The organism is Paraburkholderia fynbosensis (assembly GCF_902859935.1).
In the GTDB taxonomy this organism is placed as follows: Bacteria; Pseudomonadota; Gammaproteobacteria; order Burkholderiales; family Burkholderiaceae; genus Paraburkholderia; species Paraburkholderia fynbosensis.
Map to the genome: position 1 here is coordinate 412678 of NZ_CADIKI010000001.1, position 25388 is coordinate 438065.

Annotated in this window: 21 protein-coding genes; 15 read left to right on the top strand and 6 right to left on the bottom strand. The window is 58.7% G+C overall.

Translation table 11 applies throughout. The features are described from left to right. Position 1: 1 nt before the first annotated feature. Positions 2-1051, bottom strand: a complete 1050-nt coding sequence (locus HV770_RS01865) for a HoxN/HupN/NixA family nickel/cobalt transporter (protein ID WP_175157817.1) — start codon at positions 1049-1051, stop codon at positions 2-4. 196 nt (positions 1052-1247) lie between these two features. Between HV770_RS01865 and nikR the strand changes: the two genes are divergently transcribed. Continuing rightward, positions 1248-1682 carry a nickel-responsive transcriptional regulator NikR gene (gene nikR / locus HV770_RS01870; RefSeq protein WP_175157818.1) on the top strand — a complete coding sequence of 145 codons (435 nt, stop codon included), beginning with the start codon at positions 1248-1250 and terminating at the stop codon, positions 1680-1682. A gap of 21 nt (positions 1683-1703) precedes the next feature. On the opposite strand, the gene HV770_RS01875 is transcribed toward nikR, so the two are convergent. Then, entirely contained in the window at positions 1704-3503 is a 1800-nt protein-coding gene (locus HV770_RS01875; protein ID WP_175157819.1) for an ethanolamine ammonia-lyase reactivating factor EutA, read from the bottom strand. 310 nt (positions 3504-3813) lie between these two features. Between HV770_RS01875 and HV770_RS01880 the strand changes: the two genes are divergently transcribed. The 10 genes from HV770_RS01880 to HV770_RS01925 all read left to right on the top strand — a co-directional run bounded on the left by HV770_RS01880 (position 3814) and on the right by HV770_RS01925 (position 14346). Then, complete coding sequence (locus HV770_RS01880) at positions 3814-5550, top strand: ABC transporter permease (RefSeq protein WP_246290675.1); 1737 nt, start codon at positions 3814-3816, stop codon at positions 5548-5550. A 31-nt stretch (positions 5551-5581) separates the two neighbouring features. Continuing rightward, complete coding sequence (locus HV770_RS01885; RefSeq protein ID WP_175157820.1) at positions 5582-6682, top strand: ABC transporter ATP-binding protein; 1101 nt, start codon at positions 5582-5584, stop codon at positions 6680-6682. A gap of 26 nt (positions 6683-6708) precedes the next feature. Further along, a complete protein-coding gene (locus HV770_RS01890) occupies positions 6709-7329 on the top strand; it encodes a cupin domain-containing protein (protein WP_246290676.1) in 621 nt (206 codons plus the stop codon). A 2-nt stretch (positions 7330-7331) separates the two neighbouring features. Next, complete coding sequence (locus HV770_RS01895; RefSeq protein WP_175157821.1) at positions 7332-7940, top strand: cupin domain-containing protein; 609 nt, start codon at positions 7332-7334, stop codon at positions 7938-7940. 78 nt (positions 7941-8018) lie between these two features. Further along, entirely contained in the window at positions 8019-9167 is a 1149-nt protein-coding gene (locus tag HV770_RS01900; RefSeq protein ID WP_175157822.1) for a cupin domain-containing protein, read from the top strand. Positions 9168-9238: 71 nt separating this feature from the next. Then, positions 9239-10300, top strand: coding sequence for an ABC transporter substrate-binding protein (locus HV770_RS01905; RefSeq protein ID WP_217468564.1), 1062 nt, complete (start codon positions 9239-9241; stop codon positions 10298-10300). A 276-nt stretch (positions 10301-10576) separates the two neighbouring features. Beyond that, positions 10577-11728 (top strand): porin, encoded by a 1152-nt coding sequence (locus HV770_RS01910; RefSeq protein ID WP_175157823.1) that lies wholly within the window; start codon positions 10577-10579, stop codon positions 11726-11728. Between the two features lie 396 nt (positions 11729-12124). Next, a complete protein-coding gene (locus HV770_RS01915; protein ID WP_175157824.1) occupies positions 12125-12580 on the top strand; it encodes a hypothetical protein in 456 nt (151 codons plus the stop codon). A gap of 13 nt (positions 12581-12593) precedes the next feature. Continuing rightward, the gene (locus tag HV770_RS01920; protein WP_175157825.1) at positions 12594-13847 is read left to right on the top strand and encodes an MFS transporter; all 1254 of its coding nucleotides are present in this window, start codon (positions 12594-12596) and stop codon (positions 13845-13847) included. Positions 13848-13863: 16 nt separating this feature from the next. Then, a complete protein-coding gene (locus HV770_RS01925) occupies positions 13864-14346 on the top strand; it encodes a hypothetical protein (protein WP_175157826.1) in 483 nt (160 codons plus the stop codon). 145 nt (positions 14347-14491) lie between these two features. Here HV770_RS01925 and HV770_RS01930 read toward each other — a convergent pair whose 3' ends face one another. Then, the gene (locus tag HV770_RS01930) at positions 14492-14704 is read right to left on the bottom strand and encodes a DUF4148 domain-containing protein (RefSeq protein WP_175157827.1); all 213 of its coding nucleotides are present in this window, start codon (positions 14702-14704) and stop codon (positions 14492-14494) included. Positions 14705-15164: 460 nt separating this feature from the next. On the opposite strand from HV770_RS01930, the gene HV770_RS01935 reads away from it, so the two are divergent. Continuing rightward, a complete protein-coding gene (locus HV770_RS01935) occupies positions 15165-16238 on the top strand; it encodes an ABC transporter substrate-binding protein (RefSeq protein ID WP_175157828.1) in 1074 nt (357 codons plus the stop codon). 34 nt (positions 16239-16272) lie between these two features. On the opposite strand, the gene HV770_RS01940 is transcribed toward HV770_RS01935, so the two are convergent. Both HV770_RS01940 and HV770_RS01945 read right to left on the bottom strand, forming a co-directional pair. Beyond that, on the bottom strand, positions 16273-16545 hold the full coding sequence (locus tag HV770_RS01940) for a DUF4148 domain-containing protein (RefSeq protein WP_175157829.1): 273 nt from the start codon (positions 16543-16545) through the stop codon (positions 16273-16275). A gap of 848 nt (positions 16546-17393) precedes the next feature. After that, positions 17394-18725, bottom strand: coding sequence for a chloride channel protein (locus tag HV770_RS01945; protein WP_175157830.1), 1332 nt, complete (start codon positions 18723-18725; stop codon positions 17394-17396). Positions 18726-19252: 527 nt separating this feature from the next. On the opposite strand from HV770_RS01945, the gene HV770_RS01950 reads away from it, so the two are divergent. Further along, positions 19253-20500 (top strand): MFS transporter, encoded by a 1248-nt coding sequence (locus HV770_RS01950; RefSeq protein ID WP_175157831.1) that lies wholly within the window; start codon positions 19253-19255, stop codon positions 20498-20500. A gap of 543 nt (positions 20501-21043) precedes the next feature. Here HV770_RS01950 and HV770_RS01955 read toward each other — a convergent pair. Further along, the gene (locus HV770_RS01955) at positions 21044-21295 is read right to left on the bottom strand and encodes a hypothetical protein (RefSeq protein WP_175157832.1); all 252 of its coding nucleotides are present in this window, start codon (positions 21293-21295) and stop codon (positions 21044-21046) included. Between HV770_RS01955 and HV770_RS01960 the strand changes: the two genes are divergently transcribed. Both HV770_RS01960 and HV770_RS01965 read left to right on the top strand, forming a co-directional pair. After that, a complete protein-coding gene (locus HV770_RS01960; protein ID WP_175157833.1) occupies positions 21282-23780 on the top strand; it encodes an acyl-CoA dehydrogenase in 2499 nt (832 codons plus the stop codon). The two genes, HV770_RS01955 and HV770_RS01960, sit on opposite strands and share 14 nt — an antisense overlap. Positions 23781-23950: 170 nt before the next feature. Beyond that, a complete protein-coding gene (locus tag HV770_RS01965) occupies positions 23951-25387 on the top strand; it encodes a 3-oxoacyl-ACP reductase (RefSeq protein WP_175157834.1) in 1437 nt (478 codons plus the stop codon). Position 25388: the final 1 nt, after the last annotated feature.

The following is a 25388-nucleotide window of genomic DNA, read 5'->3' on the forward strand; positions in this document are numbered from 1 at the left end:
ATTACACTTCTACTTCATCGAAACGCCGCCACTTGTACACGATTGTAGAGGCCAGCCAGATGAACGCGCACAATCCGATAATCGCATAGCCAACCATCCCGAAGTTATCTCCGATCGCACCGATTTCATCCCAGAACGCGCCGTTCAGATGCAACTTGTCTGCGATCAGCCCGAGTGCTTCTACCCCACCAACGCCGATTGCGACAACCGCCGACACCAACGTAATGGTCATGTTGTAGTAGAGCTTGCGGATCGGCTTCATGAACGCCCAGCCGTACGCGCCCAGCATGAGGATGCTGTCGGTCGCATCAACGAGCGACATTCCTGCCGTGAACAGTGCGGGAAATACCATGATCGACCAGACAGGCACGCCGTGTGACGCCTGAGTAGCCGAAACACCGAGCAAGCCGATTTCGGATGCCGTATCAAAGCCGAGTCCGAATAACACCCCGAGCGGGTACATATGCCAGCTGCGCGTGATCAATCGGAACATCGGTTTGAAAATGCGCGCGAGCAGGCCGCGATTGGCAAGCAGCAGATTGAAGCCCTCCTCATCGTAACGCTCGCCGCGGCGCACGCGCTTGAACGTAGCGACCACAGATTTCAGCACGATGAGATTGATTGCGGCGATCACGAACAGGAAACCGGCCGATACCAGCGTGCCGATCACACCGCCGATTTGCTGAAACGCCTCGAAGCGATGTTGCAACGTTAAGGCGGTAGCTGCAATCGCAGCGGTTGCAGCGATCACGATGGTCGAATGACCCAGCGAGAACATGAAACCCACCGTCACCGGCCGCTGCCCCTCCTGCATAAGCTTGCGCGTCGCGTTGTCAATGGCGGCGATATGGTCGGCGTCAACCGCGTGACGCAGACCAAAGCTGTAGGCAAGAAAGGCGGTACCGAGCAGCACCGGCTGGCCGTGAAACGTGATGAACGCCCACGCCCATGCCCCGATATTGAACACGGCCAGGAGCGCGTACATCGCAGCAATACGGCCTCGAATATTCGGGCCGGCATCGTTGAACAGGAACTTCAGGAATTGAATCATTCATGTCTCCACCGAAAGATCGCCATGCGCAGATCCCGCATCGCTCATACTTATTTAGAATTTCCTCACACTATCGACCATGCCTTTCATTCCATATAGGAGAACGTTAAATCTTTATATGGAACGCATTGAGGGAATAATGAGGGCTATGCTATGGTGGTGTCAAGACGCAATTCCCGCGAAACGGATAGGCGACATGCAACGCATCACGATTACGATTGACGATTTCCTGCTCGCGACGCTTGATGACACGATGAAGCGGCGCGCCTACAGCAGCCGCTCAGAGGCGCTGCGTGACATCCTGCGCGCCCATCGTTCAAAGGAATTGTTGGCTGACGCTCACGCGCAATGTGTCGGCACGTTGACGATAGTGTTCGAGCACGGCGTACGCGAACTCGCGCAGCGCCTGTCGGATGCGTATCACGAACAGCACGCACTGATCGTTAGCAGTAGTCGCATCTATCTCGACCACGACAATTGCCTGGAAGCGCTCGTGCTACGTGGCGAAGTGGATACGATTCAGCAGTTCGCATGGTCGCTTGCGTCACAGCGTGGCGTGCGCAATAGCAATCTGCATCTGATGCCGCTGATGAAAGAGAGTGCGCCGCCGCACGAGCATTTGCACGTGTGACGGCGTTTGTAGCTTTAGCAGTTAGTCTTGGCTGCTCGAGTGGCCATGCGTGTGATCCGCATGGTGGTGATGCCCGTGATCAGCACCGTGACTATGGTCATGATCGTGATGATGGTGATGGCCGTGTGCGTGTGCATGATCGTGATGTTGATGCTTGCCTGCGGTTACGTGGTGATGATGACGATGTACGGTGCCATCCTCGTGCGTATGCCATTCGGACGTATCGGATTTACCGTGCAGGCTCGGGTCTTCGCTGAACACCAGCGATTTGACCGTGACAGGAACGGTGCGTGACGGCATACGGATGCGGCCCAGATCGACGTAATCGAGCCCTCGCAGCGAAACGCCATCGATCACGAAAAGGTCATTTCCGTCCAGTGTTTCGCGCAGCAAGTTGCCGAGCGAATTGGCGATGTCACCATCAGCAATGACGTATAGCGGCTTGCCGGCAGCGATGGTCAACGGATTTCCGTCAATCAGCCCGCGCGCGAGTGCAGCCAGACGCGAATATTCCGGCGGCCCCGCCCAGCGCACCACGATTGCCACGTCCTGCTCACCCTCTTTCAGGTCGTAGCGCTGAAAGCTCTTGCGCAGCGACTCAACGACCGCAGCCCGGTCGATCACTTCGGGCATGCGTTCTTCGATCGGCACGACCTGCATATTCTTGCGCGGCAGCAGATTGCGCGGATTCGAAATGAAAGTGGTGTTACCGCTCAACTGGATGCTGTATTCGGAAGCGCCGAGAACGGTCGCGCGAATGCACTCGATGGCAGGCAGCAGCGGCCAGGCCACTTGATTTGCGAGCAAGCGTCGACGCACCGCAGACCCGAAAAATTTCCCGAGGTCGAGGAAGTCGCGCGATTCGCGCTCATACACATATTCGCCCACACCGCCCGAGAAGATTAGACCATCCAGCTTGCCCAAATCAGCAATCGGATCGGTCAGGAACAGTGAATTCAGATCGTCCGCGGTGAAGCGCTCGCTCAGTACACGTACAAGCGTCTGTGCCATCCAGTCGGCAACCTGTTCGAGCTGCTCGCGCGTCGTCTGGCTGCCGATTTCCCAAGCGAATCCTGCTGCCCGTGCGTGTTCCTTGCCTGCCGGGTCGAGGCGCGTGATGCGCCCTCCCTGGTCAGTCACGATTAAACGGCCACCCAGGTGAACTGCAGCCGTGCCGATCACGTTGCCGCAATCCACCAGACCCAGCTTGGTCGTGCCGCCGCCGATATCGACATTGAGCACGCGCTTTTTATGCTCATGCGAATATTTTGCTGCGCCCGAACCATACACGGCCAGCATTGCTTCCATGTGATGCCCGGCAGTCGCGCAGACGAATTCGCCGCCCTGTTCCGCGAGCATATCTGCAATGCCTTCACTGTTCTCGCGACGTAGCGCTTCACCGGTCAGGATCACCGCACCCGTATCGATGTCGTCCGGACCGAGATTGGCTTCCTTGTAGGCCGCAGCAACGATGCGTTCGAGCCCTTGAGTATCCATCTGCGTTTCGCTCAGATACGGTGTGAGCGAAATCGGGCTCTGGTAGATCGGCTCGCGCCCCACGATGATGTAACGGCTTGAGAGCTCCTCAGCGATGCGCCGCATGTGGATGCGCGAGAAGACAAGCTGCGTACCCGACGAACCGATGTCGATGCCTACGCTGTTGAGAACGACGTTATCGAGCAGCCACACGGCTTCCTGATTCGTTTCGGACTCTGGAAAATCGTGGTCGTGATCATGATCAGCATCGTCACCGTGCTCATGGTCGGGATCGTAACCGTATAGGTGATCGTCAAGCGAATGAACGGTTGCATCGTTCGGCATCAGGCGTCTCCGGTTTGTATTGCGTATGTGCAGCGATCATACCGTAGCTCAAGCAACGATAGTAGTTCAAAAATGGAACGGTCATCCACATATAAGAATCGCTCCCTTTGAAATACTGCCGTCTCTCTTTGGTTGCACAAGAATGAAAGCGACCGGAGCCAATAAAACTGTCCATCCTAGGGCTAACCCGCCCCCTCTATGCCTTGACAAAAATGAACCAGGCGCGCCCAATACGTCTGCTGACCTGCATATAGAAACGCCGTTCTGTATAAAGGAACACACGAAATGAAGTTACGTGAGGAGAGAGTTGGTGGAGCTTCAACTTGATGTCACCAATACGCCGCCCCGATTCTGGAAGCGGCACGATTCAAAATGGCTGGTGGTCGGCACCGCAATTCTCATCGTCGCGGTACTGGCGCTGATCCCGCTTTGCTTCCTGCTTTGGCAGAGTTTCATGACGCCGCAGGGTGCAGATACGCCTTCGGTATTTACCCTCGACAATTATCGGATTGCATTCGGTAGCGCCGACTCCTGGTCGGCTTTCGCCAATTCGGTGGAATTCGCCATTGGTGCCGCACTCGTTTCGTTCGTTATCGGTTCGGGTCTTGCCTGGATCAACGAGCGTACCAATACACCTTTACGCCAATTCTTTTCGGTCGTGACGGTCGTTCCGCTCATCAATCCGGCGATCCTCTTCACGATTGCCTGGATTCTGCTTGCCAGCCCCAAAATCGGCGTGCTGAACGTTTCGCTGATGCACTGGTTTGGTCTCTCGCATCCGCCGTTCAACATCTACAGCATGGGCGGAATGATCTGGATCGACGGATTGCAATATTCCCCCATGGCTTTCCTGCTGATGTCGGCAGCGTTTCGTGGCATGGACCCGTCGCTCGAAGAGTCCGCCATCATGAGCGGCGCAGGCGTGCTCAGGACGACGTTCAGCATCACATTTCGCCTTGCAGTGCCTGCAATCGTCTCGACGGTGCTGATCCTCTTCGTGCGGGCCGTCGAATCGTTCGAGGTGCCTGCGCTGATCGGCCTGCCGGTAAAAATTCAGGTGCTCACGTCATCGATTTACGAAGCATTGCAGCAATATCCGACGCCGACTGGACTGGCCGCTTCGTATTCAACCATCCTGCTGCTCATCACTTCGGTCGGTATCTTTATCCAGAGCCGCTTGCTTGCCAAAGGCGGCAGATTCACGACGGTCACCGGCAAAGCGTTTCGTGCACGCGCAATCGACCTCGGACCATGGCGCTATCTCACTGCGGCAATCTTTGTGCTGTATGCGCTTGTGATTGTGGTGCTGCCTCTGCTTGTACTGCTGTGGTCATCTTTCCAGAAGTTTTATGCGCCGCCGTCCATGGAAGCTTTGCGTCATCTGACGCTTGATTCGTACCGCTACATCTTCCGCTATCCGGAGCTCAAGGAAGCCGTCGGTAACAGTTTGCTTCTCGGGTTTTCGTGCGCAACGGGTGTGATGCTGCTTTCCGCAATCGTGTGCTGGATCGTGATCAAAACGAAGATTCGGGGCCGTTGGCTGCTTGATAACCTTGCGTCGCTTCCGATGGTGTTTCCGGGTCTGGTGCTGGGTCTGGCATTCATGATCTTCTTCCTGAATGTGAACATCGGAATCTACGGCACGTTGTGGATTCTCCTGATCGCATACGTCACACGATTCATGCCCTACGGGATGCGTTATACACAAACCTCGATGGTTCAGCTGTCAAAGGAACTGGAAGAATCGGCGGAAATGTGTGGTTCTGGCTGGGGCACGACGTTCTTTCGTATCGTTTTGCCGCTGATCAAGCCGGGTTTGATGGGCGGCTGGATTTACGTGTTCATCGTATCGATCCGTGAACTGTCCGCTTCGATCCTGCTGTACAGCCCCGGTAGCGAAACGATTTCCGTCGTGGTGTGGGAACTATGGCAAAACGGGCAATACGTCGAACTGTCGGCATTGAGCGTCATGTTCGTGATTGGTCTGCTCGCGCTCGTATCGTTCGCGCAGTGGGTGGGCAGCAAATTCGGCGTGAAAGCGGTCTGAATTCGCCATTCCAGAAATTATTGAGACGACAATGCTGAATATTCAGAATCTGAACACCGTGTATCTCGACAGTCAGGGCGTGAAAGTCGCGGGCATTGAAAATGTGAGTTTCGAGGTTCCTGAAGGCAAACTATTCACGCTGCTCGGCCCGAGCGGTTGCGGTAAATCCACTACCCTGCGCTCGATCGCGGGTCTTGAAAAACCCGACGGCGGCAAAATCACGGCGAATGGCGTGACCGTCTTCGATGCTGATCGCAAGACCTTCGTGCCGCCGAACAAACGTCAGTTTGGCATGGTATTTCAGTCGTACGCCATCTGGCCGCACATGACCGTGTTCAAGAATTGCAGCTTTCCGCTTGAAGTCGGCACGAAGAAATTCACGAAGCAGCAGATTGCCGACAAGGTAATGCGCGCGCTCACCGCAGTCGGCCTCGATCATGCAGCAGACCGTGATGCAACCAAGATGTCCGGCGGTCAACAGCAGCGCCTGGCACTCGCCCGCGCGATCGTGATGGAGCCGAAACTGCTATTGCTCGATGAGCCGCTGTCGAATCTCGACGCAAAGCTGCGCGACAAGATGCGTTTCGAACTCAAGCGTCTGCAACGTGAGCTGAAAGTCACGACGATCTACGTGACGCACGACCAGGAAGAAGCGCTCGCGATGTCGCACGAAATCGCCATCATGAAGGACGGCCACATCGTCCAGAAGGCGCGCCCTCGCGACATCTACGAACAGCCGGCCAACCGGTTTGTGGCGGATTTCATCGGCACGACGAGCTTTGTCGATGGCACTGTCCGAAACACGGATGGTCAGAAGTTGACCATTGATTCGGCCATCGGTCCGATCACGGTGGACCACAGTGAGGGCATGAACGTTGGTGCAAAAGCGGTAGTGTCGTTGCGCCCGGAGAACCTGGAAATCTTCGATAGCAAACCGACGATCGAGCACAACAATGTGTTCGAGGGTACCGTCTATTCCAAAGTATTCCTTGGCGAAACGCTTGATTTGCAGGTCAAAGTCGGTGAACAGATTTTGCTCGCCCGTGCGCATCCGTCGCATCGCGAGCCGGTTGGCGCGAAGATTTGGGTCACGATTGATCCAGCCCGCTGTATCGCGTTGAACCCTCAGTAAATTCGCTGTATCAACAAGGAGGCACTATGGCTGAAACAAACATCGACACGAACGCGATGTATGAGGAAGATCAGCGCGCTGAAGAGTCGCATCACAGCGCCGCCGGTAATGTGAAGAACCGTGTATTCGTGCGTGGCATCGAAGGCGCGTACAACCTGAATACAGAACTGGAGCGTCTGCGTTCCGTTCCGCGCGTACGTAAAGGTAAAGAAGTCAAGTTCAGCAAGGGACCCCAGACCTTCAGCCGCCACTATGTGCAGCCGAAGAACGGAATCACGCAGACGTTCCACATCCATCTCGAAGAATATGCGCCGGGCGGTCATTCGCAGAAGCATGGCCATGTGAACGAAGCGGCGTTCTACATCCTCGACGGCATCGGTTACGAAGTGCACGACGGCATCCGCTACGACTGGGAAGCCGGCGACATCGCGATTGTGCACAACAATTGCGTGCACCAGCACTTCAACCGCAGCCTGGACAAGCCTGCACGTGCGCTCGTCATCAAGACGAAGCCGATGTTCATGTTCATGAACATGCTGTTCCAAAAGACCGTCGAGCCTCGGCCTGACGAGCCGTCGCCGACCGGTGCTGGGTTCGTCGCACGTATGGAAGAAACTGATTTCAATCATCCGGAAGGAGGCTACTAATCATGGCATGGACCGAATCCGGAAACTGGCTTGCAGGCGAAGAAAATCGCGCGCTTTACAAGGACCTGCTGGAAAACGCTGAACAGGCCTCGGAGCGTAACGCCAAGCGCGCAAAGATCGTGCGACCCGAGAACATGCCGTGGGAAATGTCTCGTCAAGGCCTGCTCAAGCACCTGCTGAACGAAGGCATGAACACGCGCATGGAGACGGTCGACGCCTACATGCAGATCATTCCGCCGGGCAGCAAGTCGGGTAAGCACCGGCACCTGGCAGAAGAGTGCCTGTACGTGCTCGAAGGTCGCGGCTATGACCTGCACCAGGACTACGATGTCGAAATCGTCGATCAGTACGCGTGGAAGCCGGTCGGGGAAGTCAAGCGCTTCGACTGGGAGGCTGGCGACGTGATCTACATTCCGCCCGGTACCGCACACCAGCACTTCAACGCAGATCCGGATCGCCCCGTGCGCCTGATTTCTGCGATCAACCGCATTTTCTGGAAGAGCGGCCTCAACGATCTGCAGCAACTCGAAGACGCGCCGGAATACGATCCGACCTTGACGCTCACGGCCGAGAAGATTCGCGAGTACCTGAAGAACGCGGCAACCGTCTGAGGAATGCCTGAATCAGTTAGCTCGCAGGTCAGCGGGCTATCTTTGGGTGTACGAAACAAGCATTGAATGGAGAAGTAAATGAGCAAGAACGCAGTTGTTTCCGAGGACATGGCGAAGAAATTCGCTACCGAGAAGGAAACGGCGTATACGCGCTGGATCGCCCAGCAAGGGCTGGACATCATCGACGGTCACTACATCCAGGACCTGCGTACGGTCGATCTGAAGGATTGGGCGCGTCGTGGCGGCAAGGGCGTCTACATCAATCACGAAGCGTCGCGCACGTCGAACGACTGCTACGTCTGTGAAATCCCGCCGGGCAAATCGCTCGCACCGCAGCGGCAGTTGTTCGAAGAAATGATCTATGTCCTGAGCGGCCGGGGATCGACGACTGTTAGCAACGAAGCAGGCGCGGAAGTCACATTCGAGTGGCAAGCCGGTGCCCTCTTCGCCATCCCGCTGAACTGCTGGCACACGCACTACAACACGTCTGGCAAGGACGCCGCACGTTTCGTCGCGGTCACGAACGGCCCTCCTACGATCAACGCGCTCGAAGACATCGATTTCATTTTCGGCACCGCGTACGATTTCAAGAACCGTTTCAACGGCGAGCCCGACTATTTCGCTAACGGCGGCGAACAGAAGGGTCTGCTGATGGACACGAATTTCGTCGCTGACGCGGTAAACCTGCCGCTGGTCAGCGCCGCTGAACGTGGTGCCGGCGGCGGTCATATCCGCTTCAACATGGCGCGCGGTTCGCAGAACAGCCACATTTCACAGTTCCCTACCTCGACGTACAAGAAAGCGCACTCGCACGGTCCTGGCGCGCACGTCATCATCATGAGCGGTTCGGGCTACTCGATGATGTGGCGTGAAGGCGAAGAACCGAAGCGTTACGACTGGCAAGCCGGTTCGCTGATCACGCCGGCCAACGGCGAGTTTCACCAGCACTTCAACACGAACCCAAATCCGTCACGTTACCTCGCCCTCAAACACGAAGTCGTATCGCAGCGCAATTCGCAAGGCGTGCCAAAGGCGTGGATTTCGCGTCGCATTGGCGGCTGCCAGATCGACTACGCGGACGAAAGTCCGGTCATCCGTTCGACGTTCTCGTCGGAACTGGAAAAGATCGGGCTCGCCATGCAGATGGATGGCGCGTACGCGAAGGAGCTGGAAACGCTGCCGGGGCTCGCCAACCCGATTGGTGAATCTCTGCCGTTGAACGGTTAAATCCGCACGGCTGAAAGGCTGGGTATGTCATTTGACGTGCCCGGCTATAACAAACACTTCGGAGAGAGGTGATGAACAAGATTTTCCGCCTTGCAGCAACCGCCGGACTGCTCAGTGCGACGCTGACGTTCATGGGTTCTAGTCCAGCTTTCGCGGCTGGTTATGTCTCGAGCGAGCCTGTCGCACAATACAGCGGCGCAGATCGCATGCAAAAACTGATCGCGGGGGCCAAGGAGGAAGGCAAACTGACGGTGTACTCGTCCCTGCCGCCTGATGATTTCGATCCGGTCATCAGGGCGTTCGAGCAGAAATACGGCGTACACGTGACTGTTTGGCGCGCAAGCGCTTCCGGCATTCTGCAACGCGCCATTTCGGAAGGGCGTGCCGGCCGCCACGAAGCCGACGTGTTCGAAACCAACGGCCCGCAGCTTGAAGCGATGTATCGCGAGAAGCTGTTGCAGCCGGTCAGCTCGCCGGTTCTGAAATCGCTGATTCCCGCCGCAATTCAGGACAACAACGCGTGGACCGCGACGCGCCTGAACGTGTTCACCGTCGCGTACAACACGAATCTGATCAAAAAGGCCGATCTTCCTAAGACCTACAAGGAGCTGCTCGATCCGAAGTGGAAAGGCAAGCTCGGCGTAGAAGGCCAGGACTCGCTGCCATGGTTCGCCGAAACGGTGCACAATCTCGGCGGTCAACCGGGTATCGACCTGTTCAAGCAGATCGTTGCCAAAAACGGCGTGTCGGTGCGTCGCGGCCATACGCTCATAGCGAATCTTGTCGCCTCGGGCGACGTGCCGATGGCTTTCGGCATCTACAACTACAAGGTCCAGTCCATGAAGGAAGCCGGTGCACCTATCGACTGGTTTTCGATCGGACCGGCTATCACCCAGCCGAACGGCGTTGGCGTCGCGCACATGCTCAGGCATCCGAATGCAGCGATCCTGTTCTATGACTTCCTCCTCACCGATGGTCAGGTCATGTACGCGGCACACGATATGGCTGTGACGAACACGACGGTCAAGCGCAAGCTGCCGGACGTGGCGATGCAAATCATTTCGAACAAGGACATCATCGACAACCAGGCGAAAAGCCAGGCGTTGTTCGATACCGTGTTCAACGGCACGTAATAAAGAATGCCGGGCGGGAAGTGTCGCCGCCTGTCTGATCCTCGCCTCAAAATACCGCAGTTCTTTTGAGGCGACACGTTAGCGCTTTGGAGTCCAGACCGGCATCCGGTCAACGCCTCGTTACATATCGAATGCAGTGCCGTAGTCATTCCGGTGCCGGTACAAATAGCATTTCTTTATTAGTTGTGCGATTTGTTCGACAGACTGCGGCGTGTTTGCATGCAAGGAACAGCCGGATATAGATCGGTTGTCATTTAAAGTCAGGATTGGAGACACATGAAAACAAAATTACTTCCGCTGATAATTTTCCCTGCCCTCGCCAGCGTTGCACACGCTCAAAGCTCCGTGACGCTATACGGCATCATCAACGAAGGGATCAACTACATCAACAATCAGAGTGGCGGCTCGGTCATCGGGATGGTCAAAGGCCAAACCAACGGTAGTCGTTGGGGTCTGCGTGGCACCGAGGACCTTGGCGGCGGCATGAAGGCGATATTCGATCTGGAGAACGGGTTCGACGCATCGGCGGGCACGCTTTCGCAAGGTGGACGCCTCTTCGGTCGATCCGCATGGATGGGGCTGCAAACGCAGTATGGCCGCCTCACGATGGGCCGACAATACGACGCGATGCATGATGATATAGGCGAGCGCCTGGCAGCAACGGGCATCTGGGCGTGGGTCGGGAGCCACCAGGGCGATTTCGATAACCTGAACGCGAATTTCCGGTGGGACAATTCGATTCGCTATATCTCGCCTATGTTCGCGGGTTTCAAATTCGATGGGGTGTTCGCGCCGGGCGGGGCGCCGGGTAACTTTGCCACGAATCGCCGCTACCAACTGGCTATGAGCTACGATTCGGGTCCTATCCTCGGCGCGATTGCGTACGAGAATATCAACGACCCTGCTGTGTCGGTCTACGATAGCGCGGTAGGCCCCACTGATCGGACTTTCAAGTCACCGGGCAAATCGCCTTCATTCAGTGGCTTTCAGTCCGCAAATAACCAGGCGATTTTCGGGGCAGGTATTGGCTACCGGTTCGGCACTGGCGGTCAGGTCAGTTTAGTCTACACACGCACGGTCTTCAGTGACATGCTGAGGACCTCTACGACTCCTAACACCGGGTCGGCTACGCTCAGCAGCTATGAAGGCAACATTCGTTATCGCATCGTGCCGACGTTGATGGTCGCTGCTGCCTACGACTATACGACAGTGCGTGCGCCCGGCAGGGCGGCACACTACAGCCAGGTCAATTTCGGTCCAGATTACTTCCTTTCCAAGGCCACTGATATCCAGCTTAGCGGGATCTGGCAGCACGCTACAGGTATCGATTCGACCGGCAAGGCGGCGGTCGCCACAATCGGATCTCTCGGTGCCTCGACCACACCGACCCAGATCGCAGTAAAACTCCTGCTGCGACATCGATTCTAAGCAGCGGCGCGAGGGTTCGCATCAAGAGCGAACCCCGCCTTTTTAACAAAATCTGATGAACGGAACTCTTCAGCCAGGCACCTTCAAGGCTGCGGTTGCAGTTGGACCGTCTCGCACGGAATTCCAGACGTTCGATCGATCCGCTAACTTGCCGTGCCTCCGGGCAACGGCATCGAATGGGCTTATCTGTGAGGCGGTGCAGTTACGGATCAGGCGGTTGTGATCCAGGGTGCAGAACAACAGGGTTTGTCCTATGTTGTCGCCGCGAACCGTCACAACGTTACGCAAATGGGTACGCACACATTCGCTGTCGATGAAACGGACTTCGCCTTGCCCCTTGCAGGGCGAAGGTGTCAACGGTGCAATTCACATGAGATCAATCCGCGGAAGTAAGCTATGCCTGATTACCACACCCCATCCGAAGTGCGTTACAGAATTCAGACTCCGAATTCCTCGCCGCGGCGCGTTCGCGTGATCGCGCTGACGGATAACGATCCAGAAGTCGCAACGTGCCGCGCCTATGCCAATGTGGAATTTTCGATGGCGAGCGAATTCGCCGCACTTTTGCAGTGCCCGGATGCGGACGCCGGCCCAAACCCTGATGCGCTAAACGGGTGGCTGGGTACGCCTGATACCGTCGTGATTTCGGGCCGTGAAGGTGACGATGCTCAAGCGGTTGCGGTCGCAGCGAAGACATATCGCATGAATGGTGTCACCGTGTCCGTCGTGATCAGCCCCTCCGAGAAGAAATCTGGCAGCACGGCCGAGACGCTGCGTCCTTACAGTACGATGATGGTTCTTTCGACGAACGCCGGTTATCTGGACGATCTGCTTTCTGCACTCGGCGCGTAGCAAGGAGAATATTTTGAAACGCGATATTAATCGATGGTGGACGGTATTCGGCGGTGCGGTCTGTCTTTCCGTCGGTGCAGGTGTGTTGTCGGCATTCATGTTCGGCATGTTTATCAAGGCGATCGCTGCGGAGAATCACTGGAGCCGCGCACAGGTTTCGCTCGGCTTGACTGTCTTCGAGTTTTCGATGGGACCGGGAACGATCCTTCTCGGATCGCTCATCGACAAAATGGGTGTGCGTCGTCCTACTCTGCTATTTCTGATCCTGTTTGCGGCGTCCACAGCGCTTGTGGGCGTGTTGCCTGCGTCTCCATGGGTATTCGCACTGGCATTCCTTGCGGTCGGTCTGTTCGCGCCGAGCACGAACGCGCTGCCCTATGCGAAGGTAATCTGTGCCCGCTTCGATCGTCAGCGCGGTCTTGCGCTGGGTTTGATGGTCGGCGGTACGGCAGTGGGCGCGATGTTCATGCCGCACTATGCGGGTTACCTGCTGATGCACTTCGGATGGCGTGCCGGTTATTTTGGCGTCGCTGCGTCGATGGCCGTTTTTTCCGTTCCCGCACTCTACTTTCTCGTCAAAATGCCGCCAGGCGTCGACGAAGAGCTCGTGCGTAAAACGCGTGAAGCGAGAAGCGAACTACCATCGCTCTGGGCACTTTTTTTCAACGATCGTACGTTCCGTCTGCTGGGACTTTCGATCTTCTGTGTGTCCGGTGTGCTGCTTGCGTTGCTTTCGCAGTTTGTACCGATGATGACCGATCGAGGCGAGACGGTAACGGCTGCTGCAACGATGCTGTCGATCGCCGGTTCTACATCAGCGGTGGGCCGTCTGTTCGCTGGCTGGTTGATGGATCGCGTTCACGCACCGTATTGTGCTGCGATGTCGTTCGCGCTGACGCTTATCGGTGTGCTCATTCTCGCATCGGGTGCAACCTCTTACACCGCAATGATTGCTGCGGGGCTGATCGGCATTTCGATCGGCGCGGAAGCAGACATCATTACGTTCATCGTAAGCCGCTACTTTGACCTGCGCCTGTTTGGCCGCGTCAGCGGGGCGATGTGGATGGCGTGGGGATGGGGTGCCGGTATCATGATCTTCGCATCCGGGCTATCGTTCGACCTCACACACTCCTACCGGATCGCCCTCTGGACGTTTTCGGGCTTTGTTTCGATCGCCGTGGTCTCGATCATGCGTCTCGGGCCATACGTGTATCCGGAACAACGTGACCCGAAGCGTGCCGCACTCGTGGCGAGCGCCTCAGCCTGATTTGCTGACGCCCAGCATGTCAGGTCCCTACCGAAACTGGGTTTCTGTGGCAGGTGTTCCCAAGGAGCAGGTGCGTGCAAGAGATACAGAATGCCGTTCCACGCTGCACTGTCGACCGCTAAAAGCTGGCGACCACCTTTGCGGCGACGGCGCAAATTCCGGAATCAACGGTACAAGTATCGCCCATTTCGTTGCTGATTTTGCGTCTTGCCATGCCCGCATGTATGAGTGGACATGGCTCGATGTCCAGGTTGTGTTTGAGGCTCAGAATCTCGCGCTTTCACACAACAAAACTAATTCGACATACGAACTATATGAAACTAGATGTGCTCTACCTGCCCCCTATCAGCAATCTCGCGTGAAGCGCTATAGCACAGACTTAATCGCCAATCGGCGAATTGAAATAGAAGCGCTGCATGACGAAGGTGTGCTGCTGCCTGTGCGACTCCTCTCACTGGCCGCCCTGATTCTGGCCGCGATTGCTGCGCTTCATGAATAGACCGGCATGCGCGCCTGTCGTGGTCAATATCGGTCCAATAGCGCGGTGATGGCGATGTACAAACGCCATGGTACGACGTCGGTGTTTCGTATGACCAAGCCGCGCGGCGTCACTCAAACCAATAGCGTAACCGCTTCCTACATGGTCAGCTCTGCTCGTTCTTTTGCCGTTCGAGGACCGCCTTCGCTTGCTCCAGATTCTCCGGATAGCTGTCGTCAGCCACACCGGGGTTGTAGCCCGCCGCTTCGAGTTGTTCGAGTTCCGTGATCACCTGGGCGCGCGTGATGGAGTCGGCTGCATGCGACACCATTGGAACGAGGATGAAAGCAGCGCAAAAAGCATTGAACAGGAGTTTCATGGTCCTACCTCTGAGGTGTGAACGTCGGATTTCTCAGATCAGTCTACAAACATTATACGCGGTCATGGGGAAATTACTAATTTACACATAGTGGGAGTTGTGAAGTGCAACTTGACGCGGGACCGTTTCCAACATGGGGGAAGGAATTTGCGTTGTCAGACAGGAGGACTTGAGGAAATGGGCGAATGATTAAAGCAATCGAAATACGTCGTTTCTGACTTTCGGTAGGTGGAAAGTCATGCCGCAGTGGGCATCCGGATGGCGATGCACGCAAACGATCATTGCTGGCGTTTCCGCGTCCATCTTCGATCAGGCGTACGCAGAAATTCATCGGATACGTTTATCAAATCTGGCGCATGACCGAGCATAATTTGTTTGAATTGGTGATATACGCGCATACGCAAACTACAGTCCTGAATCTGCCACATTCGGGGCGTCTTATTTCAAGCATGGAGACAGGATGATTACCCGACGTACCATATTGAAAGCCAGTTTGGGCCTCGCGTCGAGCGCGGCATTGGTGCCGGTCCATGCCAGATCGGCCGAGGCAATTTCGCCGAATCTTGCACTGGCCGACTATACCGGATCGGATCGCGCAGCCCGGATTCTCGCCGCAGCGACAAAAGAAGGGCAAGTGAATTTTTACACCACGATCGCGAAATCGGATCTCGAACCGTTATTCAGTCCGTTTGAGAAAAAATACAGCGTCAAGGTCAACATCTGGCGCGCTGGGGATGAGCAAGTCGTGCAACGCGCCGTTTCAGAAGCGCGAGCCGGTCGTTATATGCCCGATAACGTGCATGTTGGCTCTTCATTCCTCGATAATCTGCGACAAGAGAACCTGTTACAGCCTGTCGCATCGCCCATGTTCGCAGACCTGATTCCAGGATCGGTGCCGGAACATCGCATGTGGGCGTCTACCATGCTGTCTGTCTGGGTTCAGTCTTACAATACGAATGCCATAAAGAAAGAAGAACTGCCCTCCTCCTTTAACGATCTGCTATTGCCAAAATGGAAGGGCAAACTCGGCCTCGAGTCGAAAAGCTCCGATTGGTTTGCAACCATTTGTCAGCAGATGAGTACCGAAAAAGGCATCGCCTTCTTCAAGGAATTGATTGCCACTAATGGTGTGTCTGTCCGCAACGGTAACTCATTGCTGAACAATATGGTTGCATCAGGCGAAGTACCGCTTGCGCTTGAGACGTACAACTATATGCCTATGCAGGCGAAGCGAAAAAATGCTCCTATCGACTGGTTCCTGTTGCAGCCCGCGGTAGCGCGAGCGAATGGCATTGCTCTGTTCAAACATGCACCGCATCCGGCCGCGGGCATGTTGCTCTACGATTACATGCTCTCGATGGACGCGCAAAAGATTCTGGCGAACATGGACTATGTTCCGACGCATCGGAATATCCCGTCACCTTTTCAGACCAGCCAGATAACGCCTGTCGATCCTGCGATGTCAGCCGCCGAGCGCAATAAATGGAATGACCTCTTTAACCACCTGTTTCTGGGCTCGAGTTCGCATTCCTGAAATAAAAAAGCTGCCCTGATTCAGGGCAGCTTTTTCACTTTTCGCCCGATTGCGTCTTGTTGCTGGATTGCGACACACCGGCAGCATCCGAACCGTACGCGGTGCGAGCTTCGTTCTGTTGCGCCACGATAGTCTGGGCGTGCTTCAGGTTGTGCGGGTAGTCGTTGTCATCGGCAGGGTTGTAGCCTGCTTCTTCCAGTTGAATTAATTCCGCGCGTACCTGCGCGTGCGTGAGCGACTCGGCAGCATGCGATAGCGCCGGAGCGATAAGGGCAACTGCGAAGGCCATACGGATGAGCGATTTCATATGAGATTTCAGTAGCGGTTCGTGGTTGGCGGTTGGCGCACCAAGGCACCCCATGGGACCCATTATACGGGTTTTTACCTAAGGGGTGTTGCTTATTAGGAAAGCCGTTCCTCCATAGGGAACGCCAAACGACGATCTGCCGTCATACAGGGTTCATAGAGATCGTGGAGATAATTGCGAGTGGCTTTAAGCTTGCGATGTGCGAAAAAGCCTTGCCAGAATTGGTCGCGCGTCAAGCTGACTTGTCGCCCTCGTCGTACACCGCGTGGCACGGGACCATTCGAGTATCTGGTCGACGCCTGCGATCCATGTGAAGCCGACGCGTGCACGATTGATGGCATAGCCGTCTCCGATTTCGCTACCCCTGACTTTCATGACCCAGCATCATCCGGACGCTCGCTACAGCTTCTCGGAGCAGTCAGGCCTATTACGAGCAACGTGGCGGAGACTCAGATCGCACTACCTGGAGGCCGAAAGCCGCCGCGACCTAACTTCGATAAGGCTACTCGCTCGCTTAGCGATTCAGTCTTCGGGAAACTGCGGGTGGCGTCGTCCGAAGCAAGATATCGGAAATCGTTCCATGGAAGCGATAATGCGCCGCGGAGTTCTTAGTTTTTTGCGGATACAAGCGCGTATGCCGCTGCGATCGACAGTAATTTTCTTGCGATTTTCAGGGCTCACTCGTTCTATTTGAGTTCTCTCCTGAGCACCACCCACCTTCAAGTGAAACGAAACACCCCGTCAAGCCTTTGTGTGGCTTTTATCGTCGCCTCGGCAGTCGCCACCCTTCGCCCTTCTCGCCTTTCTTCTCGCGACGGCACCGCGATGCCGCAAGCGCGGCATTCACCTTAGCGCACCTCGCTCGCACCACTCCAGTCGAAACCGAAACCAGGCTGCAACGCAGGCACCCATTTCACGCAAGCCTGAAAAGCCAGTAGCGAGCCGGCCACTGCCAACAGAACAGGAATCAAAAAGTCCTGGCTCACGCGAGTAAATTCGAAGACCAGCACCACCGCGGTAATCGGCATCTGCATCGAAGCAGCGAGAAACGCGGTCGCGCCGACCACCGCGAATGCGCCCAGCGAAGCCCCCGGCCAGAACACGCTCCACAATCCACCCAGCACGATCGCGAGCAATGCGCCATTGGCAAGGCCCGGCGTCAGCAAGCCGCCCTCGGCGCCCGCGCGCAAACTGCTGGCAGTGATCACGACCTTCAGCACCAGCAGCATCGCGGCGAGACTGATCGTCAGGCCCCCGTCGAATGCGAGGCCCGCCGTGCCTTTGCCATTGCCGAGCAATTGCGGGAAATGCATCGCCAGCACGCCGATGATCGCGAAGTTCAACAGCGACAGCACCGGCAGGCGCCAGTCCTTCGGCGCAGCGGCGCGCGAGCGCTTCATCAACTCCGTAAAACACCACGCCGTTGCGCCGAAGACCGGTCCGCATACGATGGCCCACGCGACCAGCGGCGCGCTCACCGACATCGCCGGGACGAGGTATTGATGCTCATTGCCCAGCCCCAGCTGAGCGACGCGCGCCGCGATCGACGCGGTCACGATGGCCGGCACCAACGCCGGCCATCCGAAAGTGCCCAGCAAGACTTCGAGCACGAACACCGCGCCGCCGAGCGGCACGTTATAGACCGCGGCAAGCCCGGCGCCCGCGCCGCAGGCCACCATGATCCGGCTCTGCGCGACCGGCAGACCCGCGCGGCGCGACAGCCATCCCGCCAGCGCCGAACCGATCTCGCGCGGCGCGACCTCGCGGCCGAGCGGCGAACCCAGCGCCACGGTGATGATCTGCAGCAGCGCGTGGACCGTCGTGCTCGTCAAAGGCATCTGCGGATCGCCGGATTTAACGGCTTGGCGAATGCTCACGAGCGGCCGGCCGAGACGATACAGCGCCCACCAGCCGAGCCCCGCCACCAGTCCACAAATTGTCAGGACCAGCACGCGACGCTCGGGCGACGCGCCCGTCACACCTTGTAGAAAACTCTCCGCGCTGATCAGGTGGTCGACGCTGTATCCGTAGGCAAGGTGCTGAATGCCGTGCAACAGCAATGCGAGCAGCATGCCGCTCAGACCCGCGCCCACGCCGGTGAGCAGCGTGACGGCGGCGACCGCCGCAAACAGACTGCGTTCGTGGCGCACGGGGCTGCAAGCGATGGATTTGACTGACATGACGCGCGGACTCGGGGAATGGAAGGGACGGCGGCCATGTTATTCCGCGCCGCAACATGAATCAAATTGATTTTTCGGATTCATTAATGCGGAACGCGCATATAGGCGAATGCCGCATGTCCCGTCCTTCATTGGTCTGCTTGTTTTCGCGCCGCGAAGCCGCGAGCCGCAGTTATACCCGCGCGCTTCGGCCTCGCCAAACTGAATCCGGCGAGCACCCTTCCGGTTAGAAAACGCCGCACCGAATTACGCGAATGGAAACTAACCCGCTCAAGCTCACATTACAAAAAACAAACATTGCATCCGACGCTCTCAATACAATAATTACGTTAACCCGACACTATGCATGCATTATGGATTCAGCAAGGATTTCCCACCAGGTATTAATACGGATAAAATCCGCTTCAACCATGCGAGCGTTTAACAGTCGGCGTACACTCGCCGCAAGCGCTTAGTGCATGGGGCGCACGGGGCTAGAGCCACCCGTCGTGAAACACGGGTTATTGGAGACTGAGGGAGCACAATCAATGAGTTGGACTCGGGAACAGAGAAACGTCACGATCGCCGCCTATCTCGGCTGGACGCTAGACGCATTCGATTTCTTTCTAATGGTGTTTGTTTTGAAAGATATCGCGTCGGAATTCAATACAACGATTCCGGCAGTGGCCGTCGCGATTATGTTGACCCTGATGATGCGGCCGGTCGGCGCATTGATTTTCGGCTGGCTCGCCGACAAATACGGCCGCCGTCCCACGCTGATGCTCAACATCGCGTGTTTCTCGCTGCTGGAATTGCTGTCCGGCCTGTCGCCGAACCTGATGACGCTGCTGGTGCTGCGCGCGCTGTTCGGCATCGCGATGGGCGGCGAATGGGGCGTCGGCGGCGCATTGACGATGGAAACCGTGCCGCCCAAGTCGCGCGGCATTGTCTCGGGTCTGCTGCAGGCGGGCTATCCGAGCGGCTACCTGCTCGCGTCGATCGTGTTCGGCGTGTTCTATCAATACATCGGCTGGCGCGGCATGTTCTTCGTCGGCGTGCTGCCCGCGCTGCTCGTGCTCTACGTGCGCGCGCACGTGCCGGAATCGCCGGCGTTCAAAACGCTCGAAAAGAAAACACGGCCCGGTCTGGTCGCCACGCTCAAGCAGAACGTCGGGCTGTCCATTTACGCGATCGTGCTGATGACCGCGTTCAACTTCTTCTCGCACGGCTCACAGGATCTGTATCCGACCTTCCTGCGCGTTCAGCATCAGTTTGACGCACACACAGTGTCGTGGATCACGATCGTGCTGAACGTCGGCGCAATCATCGGCGGCCTGTTCTTCGGCTGGGCCTCGGAAAAGATCGGCCGCAAGCGCGCGATCTTCATCGCCGCGCTGATTGCGTTGCCGGTGCTGCCGCTGTGGGCTTTCTCGAGCACGCCGGTGCTGCTCGCGGCCGGCGCGTTCCTGATGCAGATCTCGGTGCAAGGCGCATGGGGTGTGATTCCGGTGCACCTGAACGAAATCTCACCCGATGAAATTCGCGCGACCTTTCCCGGTCTCGTGTATCAGCTCGGCAATCTGATCGCATCGGTGAACGGCCCGCTGCAGGCGAAGCTTGCCGAGCAGATGGGCAACAACTACGCGCTCGTGATGGCGGTGGTGATCGGCATTGTCGCCGTCGTGATTGCCGTGTTGATTCCGTTCAGCCGCGAGCGCCGCGGCATCGACATGACGCAGTCGGCCAAGGAGATTACCGGGGGCGCCACGCCGGGCCACGTTGCAGGACAGCTTTAAGCGTCCGAACCAAACCGCTATTTTGCCGCGGCGTTCTCAGGCACAAATAGCCGCAAAGGCGGTGCGAACCTCCGCGGCGGGAAATACGCGTCACGCAATGCGAGCACGGCCAAACCAGCGGTAAGTCGATCCACATGATCGATACGAGCAATACGAGGCCGTTCCGATTTGCATCGGAACGGCCTTTTTTATTTACGCGCGAAATGACGCATCGCGCACCAGGGAAAGACGACGGCACCGCATGAAGCTGAAGCACGCGGCGATACAGACGGCGCCGTCGGGCCGCCTGCGTGAAGCCGCCTGCGAGCGAGCGACGGGTAGAGCACGTTGCACCAAGGCGTGAGCGCCACGCAGAAAAAGCAGGCATGCCGAATTTTCAAAGCAGCAGCCGAGATCCGGCAAGCCGGCATCGAATCCGCGATAACACACAACAGATGCGCGGCAAGCAGTCGGTAACCCATCGGCGCATCAAGCAGCCGGACACAATGAATCCAGCAGATACGAACAGCGCATCGAGGCCCCGCTTCTGAACGACGCCCCGCGTTAGAACCGGCAACAGAACGCAGACAGCCAGGCGGATAGCAACAGCGGCAGCGTCAGGAACGCCATTCGCTGACGACACGATAAGAACTCGAAAACACCCGGACGCACGGCGAAGCCACCGCGCCGCCGCACGTGGGAGGCGTAGAACACATAGAAGACGCGCAAGACCAACAGAAACGCGAGCCGTCCGCGCCTCGTGGACGCGTTCGCCCACACCATCGAAACAGGAGGTAACGTCATGCCGTGGTTCATCCTGGTGCTCGTCATCGCCGCTCTCGCGCTCGTCTACTTTCAGGCGCGCGCCGCATGGTGGCTGGCCGTCATGATCGTCTGGGTGGCGGCCGCGCACCTTAGCGGGGCGGCGGGTCCCGCTCTCACGACGCTCTTCGCGATCGTGTTCGTCCTCCCTGCTCTCGCGCTCGCGCTCAAGCCGCTGCGCCGCGCGTGGCTGACCAAGCCGGTGCTCGGCGTGTTCCGCAAGATCCTGCCGGAGATGTCGCCGACCGAGCGCGACGCGATCGAAGCCGGCACGGTCTGGTGGGACGCCGAACTGTTCTCGGGACGCCCGCATTGGGACACGCTGCTCGGCTACGGCCCGGCCAAGCTCACGGCCGAAGAGCAAGCGTTCCTCGACGTTGAATGCGAGCAGTTGTGCGACCTCGCGAACGACTGGGAAACCACGATGGTCTGGCAGGACCTGTCGCCGAAAACCTGGCAGTTCATCAAGGAGCGCGGCTTTCTCGGCATGATCATTCCGAAGCAATACGGCGGCAAGCAGTTCTCCGCGTACGCGCATTCGCAGGTCATCATGAAGCTTGCCACACGCTGCTCGGCCGCGGCCGTGTCGGTGATGGTGCCGAACTCGCTCGGCCCAGCTGAACTGCTGATGCACTACGGCACCGAAGAGCAGAAAAACCACTACCTGCCGCGCCTCGCGCGCGGCGAAGAAATCCCCTGCTTCGCGTTGACGAGTCCTTATGCGGGCTCCGACGCCGCCGCGATTCCGGATGTCGGCATCGTCTGCAAGGGCGTGTTCGAAGGCCGCGAAACGCTGGGCTTTCGCCTCACGTGGGACAAGCGCTACATCACGCTCGGGCCGATCGCGACCGTGCTCGGTCTCGCGTTCCGTGCGCTCGATCCCGACCGCCTGCTTGGCGGCGCCGAAGAACCCGGCATTACCTGCGCACTGATTCCGACCGCTCATCCCGGCGTGAACATCGGCCGGCGTCATTGGCCGTTGAACGCGGTGTTCCAGAACGGCCCGAACTCCGGCCGCGACGTGTTCATTCCGCTCGACTGGGTGATAGGCGGACGCGCGCAGGTCGGCAACGGCTGGCGCATGCTGATGGAATGTCTCGCGGCGGGCCGCGCGATTTCGCTGCCGTCGTCGAATGTCGGGATGGCGAAGATCGCCGTGCGCGGCACCGGCGCGTATGCCGCGGTTCGCCGCCAGTTCCGCACCGCCGTCGGCAAGTTCGAAGGCGTGCAGGAAGCGCTCGGCCGCATGGGCGGCAACCTGTACGTGATGGACGCCGCGCGCCGCCTGTCCGCGCAGGCGGTGGACCTCGGCGAAAAGCCATCGGTGATTTCGGCGATCGCCAAGTATCACATCACCGAGCGCGCCCGCATGGTCATCAACGACGGCATGGATGTCGTCGCCGGCAAGGGCATCTGCATGGGGCCGTCGAACTTTCTCGCGCGCGCCTATCAGCAGGTGCCGATCTCGATCACCGTGGAAGGCGCGAACATTCTCACGCGCTGCCTGATCATCTTCGGCCAGGGTGCGATCCGCTGTCATCCGTACGTGCTGAAGGAAATGGCCGCGACGCGCGAAACGGATCACCCGAAGGCGCTGCGCGATTTCGACACGGCGTTCTTCGGCCACCTCAGCTTCACGCTGTCGAACGTGGTGCGCAGCTTCGTGTACGGCGTCACCGGCGGCGCGTTCATCGTCAAGCCGCGTGCCGCTCACGCGCCCCTGCACGGGTATTACCGCGCGGCCACCCGCATCTCGACCGCCTTCGCGCTGCTCGCCGATGTCTCGATGTTCGTGCTCGGCGGCGATCTGAAACGCCGTGAGCGCCTCTCCGGGAGACTCGGCGACGTGCTCTCGCAGCTGTACCTGATCTCCGCCACGCTCAAGCGTTTCGAAGACGAAGGCCGTCAGCAGGACGATCTGCCGCTGGTGCGCTGGGGTGTCGAGGATTCGCTGTACAAGGCGCAGCAGGCGCTCGACGGCGTGCTCGCGAACTACCCGAACCGCTTCGCCGCGGGCCTCGTGCGGGTGCTCGCGTTCCCCTTCGGCCTGCCGTATCGCGAGCCGTCGGACCGGCTTGGCGGCGAAATCGCCGAACTGATGCAAACGCCGGGCGCAGCGCGCGAGCGGCTCGTGTCCGACTCGTACGTGCCGCATCCGGACGTCGACGCGCTCGGCTACGGCGAGCTGGCGTTCGAGCTGAACCCGCGCTTCACGCAAATCGACCAGAAGCTGCGCGACGCAGTCAAGCAAGGCCTGCTCGCACCGATGCCGCAAAGCCTCGCGCACCTCGCGGCCTGGACCGAGGCGGCCGGGCAGCAAGGGCTGATCGACGCCGACGAGCGGCGCGTGCTCGACGACTACGCCCACTATGGCGCGCAGGTCGTGAAGGTCGACGACTTCCCGGCCGACTTCGACATGCTCGCCAATTTGCAAAAACGCAAGGAGACGCTCGACAAGGCGCTTGAACACGCGGCCTGAGTGCCCGAATGCAAGCCCTGGCGCGTGAAAAACATCGTGGGAAGCCCCACCGGATACGCCCAACTCAGTGCACACTGACACAGGTCCGATGCCACAGGGGCTTCCTTCGGTCGTCGGGGCATACCCTCGGGGGACTTCCCGGGGGCGCCTCCAGCGGAGCAACAAAAAACATGAACGACTCGTATCTGAAGTTCGTCAACTCGCCGTTCGGCGCGCGCCTCGCGCGCTCGCTCGGCTTGCCGAAGCCCGAGGTGCTGCGCCGCTATCGCGCGGACCGGCCCGAGTTCGACGGTCTGGTCGCCATCGGCGCGGGCCGTGAGCCACGGCTGCTCGACGCGCTCGCGAACCTGGTCGCGAGCATCGGCGTGACGAGCGTTGCGCATGAAAGCGCCGGCCTGTGGGTGCCGCTCGCGCATCGCCATGGCCTCATGACCGGGCGCTTCGAATCCGCCGAAGCCGGCGCTCAAGGCAAGCTCGCCGCGCTGCTGTTCGACGCGAGCGGTATCGAAGACAGCAGTCATCTGGCGCCGCTGCACGGGTTCTTCCACGACACGCTGCGCTCGCTCGGCAAGTGCGCACGGATCGTCGTGCTCGGGCGGCCGCCGGAAACCTGCGAGAGCCCGCGTCAGTGGACCGCGCAGCGCGCGCTGGAAGGCCTCACGCGTTCGCTCGGCAAGGAGGCCCGGCGCGGCATCACGGCGAATCTCGTGTATGTCGCGCAAGGCGCCGAGGGGAGCGCCGAAGCGACGCTGCGCTTTTTGCTGTCGCCGCGTTCGGCCTACGTATCGGGCCAGGTCGTGCGCATCGACGCAGGCGCTCCAGGCCGCCCAGCCGACGCCGCAAGCGCCTCGACCGTGCCCGCCTTCGACTGGTCGCAGCCGCTCGCGGGCCGGCGCGCGGTCGTGACCGGTGCCGCGCGCGGCATCGGCGCGTCGATTGCGAGCGTGCTCGCGGCAGAAGGCGCGCACGTGATCGGCATCGACATCCCGTCGGCGCGCGATGCGCTCGACGCGACCCTGCGCCAGTTGAACGGCACCGCCCTCGCGTTCGACATCGCCGCGCCGGAAGCCGCCGCTCAGATCGCCGCCGCGCTCGACGAACAGGGCGTCGACATCGTCGTGCACAACGCCGGCATCACCAAGGACAAGACCATCGCGAAGATGACCGAGGCGACGTGGCAAAGCGTCATCGACATCAATCTGGGCGCGCAGGAACGCATCGACGACGCACTGCTCGCCGCCGGCATCCTGCGCGACGGCGGCCGGATCGTCGGCGTGTCGTCGATCAGCGGAATTGCGGGCAATTCCGGCCAGACCAATTACGCGACCTCGAAGGCGGGCGTGATCGGCCGGGTGCAAAGCATGGCGCCGCGACTGCGTGCGCGCGGCATCACGATCAACGCGGTCGCGCCCGGCTTCATCGAAACACAGATGACCGCGAAGATTCCGTGGACGATCCGCGAAGCGGGCCGCCGCATGAACTCGCTGAGCCAGGGCGGCCAGCCGGTCGACGTCGCGCAGACCATCGCTTGGCTCGCGCATCCGGGGTCGGCCGGCGTCACTGGACAGATCGTGCGCGTGTGCGGACAAAGCCTGATTGGAGCGTGAC

Excerpts from the sequence above, each read along its gene's own strand:
- nikR (WP_175157818.1), top strand. The coding sequence starts at position 1,248 with ATGCAACGCATCACGATTACGATTGACGATTTCCTGCTCGCGACGCTT.
- HV770_RS01955 (WP_175157832.1), bottom strand. The coding sequence starts at position 21,295 with ATGAACCACGGCATGACGTTACCTCCTGTTTCGATGGTGTGGGCGAAC.
- HV770_RS01875 (WP_175157819.1), bottom strand. The coding sequence starts at position 3,503 with ATGCCGAACGATGCAACCGTTCATTCGCTTGACGATCACCTATACGGT.
- HV770_RS01960 (WP_175157833.1), top strand. The coding sequence starts at position 21,282 with ATGCCGTGGTTCATCCTGGTGCTCGTCATCGCCGCTCTCGCGCTCGTC.
- HV770_RS01925 (WP_175157826.1), top strand. The coding sequence starts at position 13,864 with ATGTCAGGTCCCTACCGAAACTGGGTTTCTGTGGCAGGTGTTCCCAAG.
- HV770_RS01940 (WP_175157829.1), bottom strand. The coding sequence starts at position 16,545 with ATGAAATCGCTCATCCGTATGGCCTTCGCAGTTGCCCTTATCGCTCCG.
- HV770_RS01900 (WP_175157822.1), top strand. The coding sequence starts at position 8,019 with ATGAGCAAGAACGCAGTTGTTTCCGAGGACATGGCGAAGAAATTCGCT.
- HV770_RS01935 (WP_175157828.1), top strand. The coding sequence starts at position 15,165 with ATGATTACCCGACGTACCATATTGAAAGCCAGTTTGGGCCTCGCGTCG.
- HV770_RS01885 (WP_175157820.1), top strand. The coding sequence starts at position 5,582 with ATGCTGAATATTCAGAATCTGAACACCGTGTATCTCGACAGTCAGGGC.
- HV770_RS01865 (WP_175157817.1), bottom strand. The coding sequence starts at position 1,051 with ATGATTCAATTCCTGAAGTTCCTGTTCAACGATGCCGGCCCGAATATT.
- HV770_RS01915 (WP_175157824.1), top strand. The coding sequence starts at position 12,125 with ATGCCTGATTACCACACCCCATCCGAAGTGCGTTACAGAATTCAGACT.
- HV770_RS01945 (WP_175157830.1), bottom strand. The coding sequence starts at position 18,725 with ATGTCAGTCAAATCCATCGCTTGCAGCCCCGTGCGCCACGAACGCAGT.
- HV770_RS01965 (WP_175157834.1), top strand. The coding sequence starts at position 23,951 with ATGAACGACTCGTATCTGAAGTTCGTCAACTCGCCGTTCGGCGCGCGC.
- HV770_RS01895 (WP_175157821.1), top strand. The coding sequence starts at position 7,332 with ATGGCATGGACCGAATCCGGAAACTGGCTTGCAGGCGAAGAAAATCGC.
- HV770_RS01890 (WP_246290676.1), top strand. The coding sequence starts at position 6,709 with ATGGCTGAAACAAACATCGACACGAACGCGATGTATGAGGAAGATCAG.
- HV770_RS01950 (WP_175157831.1), top strand. The coding sequence starts at position 19,253 with ATGAGTTGGACTCGGGAACAGAGAAACGTCACGATCGCCGCCTATCTC.
- HV770_RS01910 (WP_175157823.1), top strand. The coding sequence starts at position 10,577 with ATGAAAACAAAATTACTTCCGCTGATAATTTTCCCTGCCCTCGCCAGC.
- HV770_RS01930 (WP_175157827.1), bottom strand. The coding sequence starts at position 14,704 with ATGAAACTCCTGTTCAATGCTTTTTGCGCTGCTTTCATCCTCGTTCCA.
- HV770_RS01905 (WP_217468564.1), top strand. The coding sequence starts at position 9,239 with ATGAACAAGATTTTCCGCCTTGCAGCAACCGCCGGACTGCTCAGTGCG.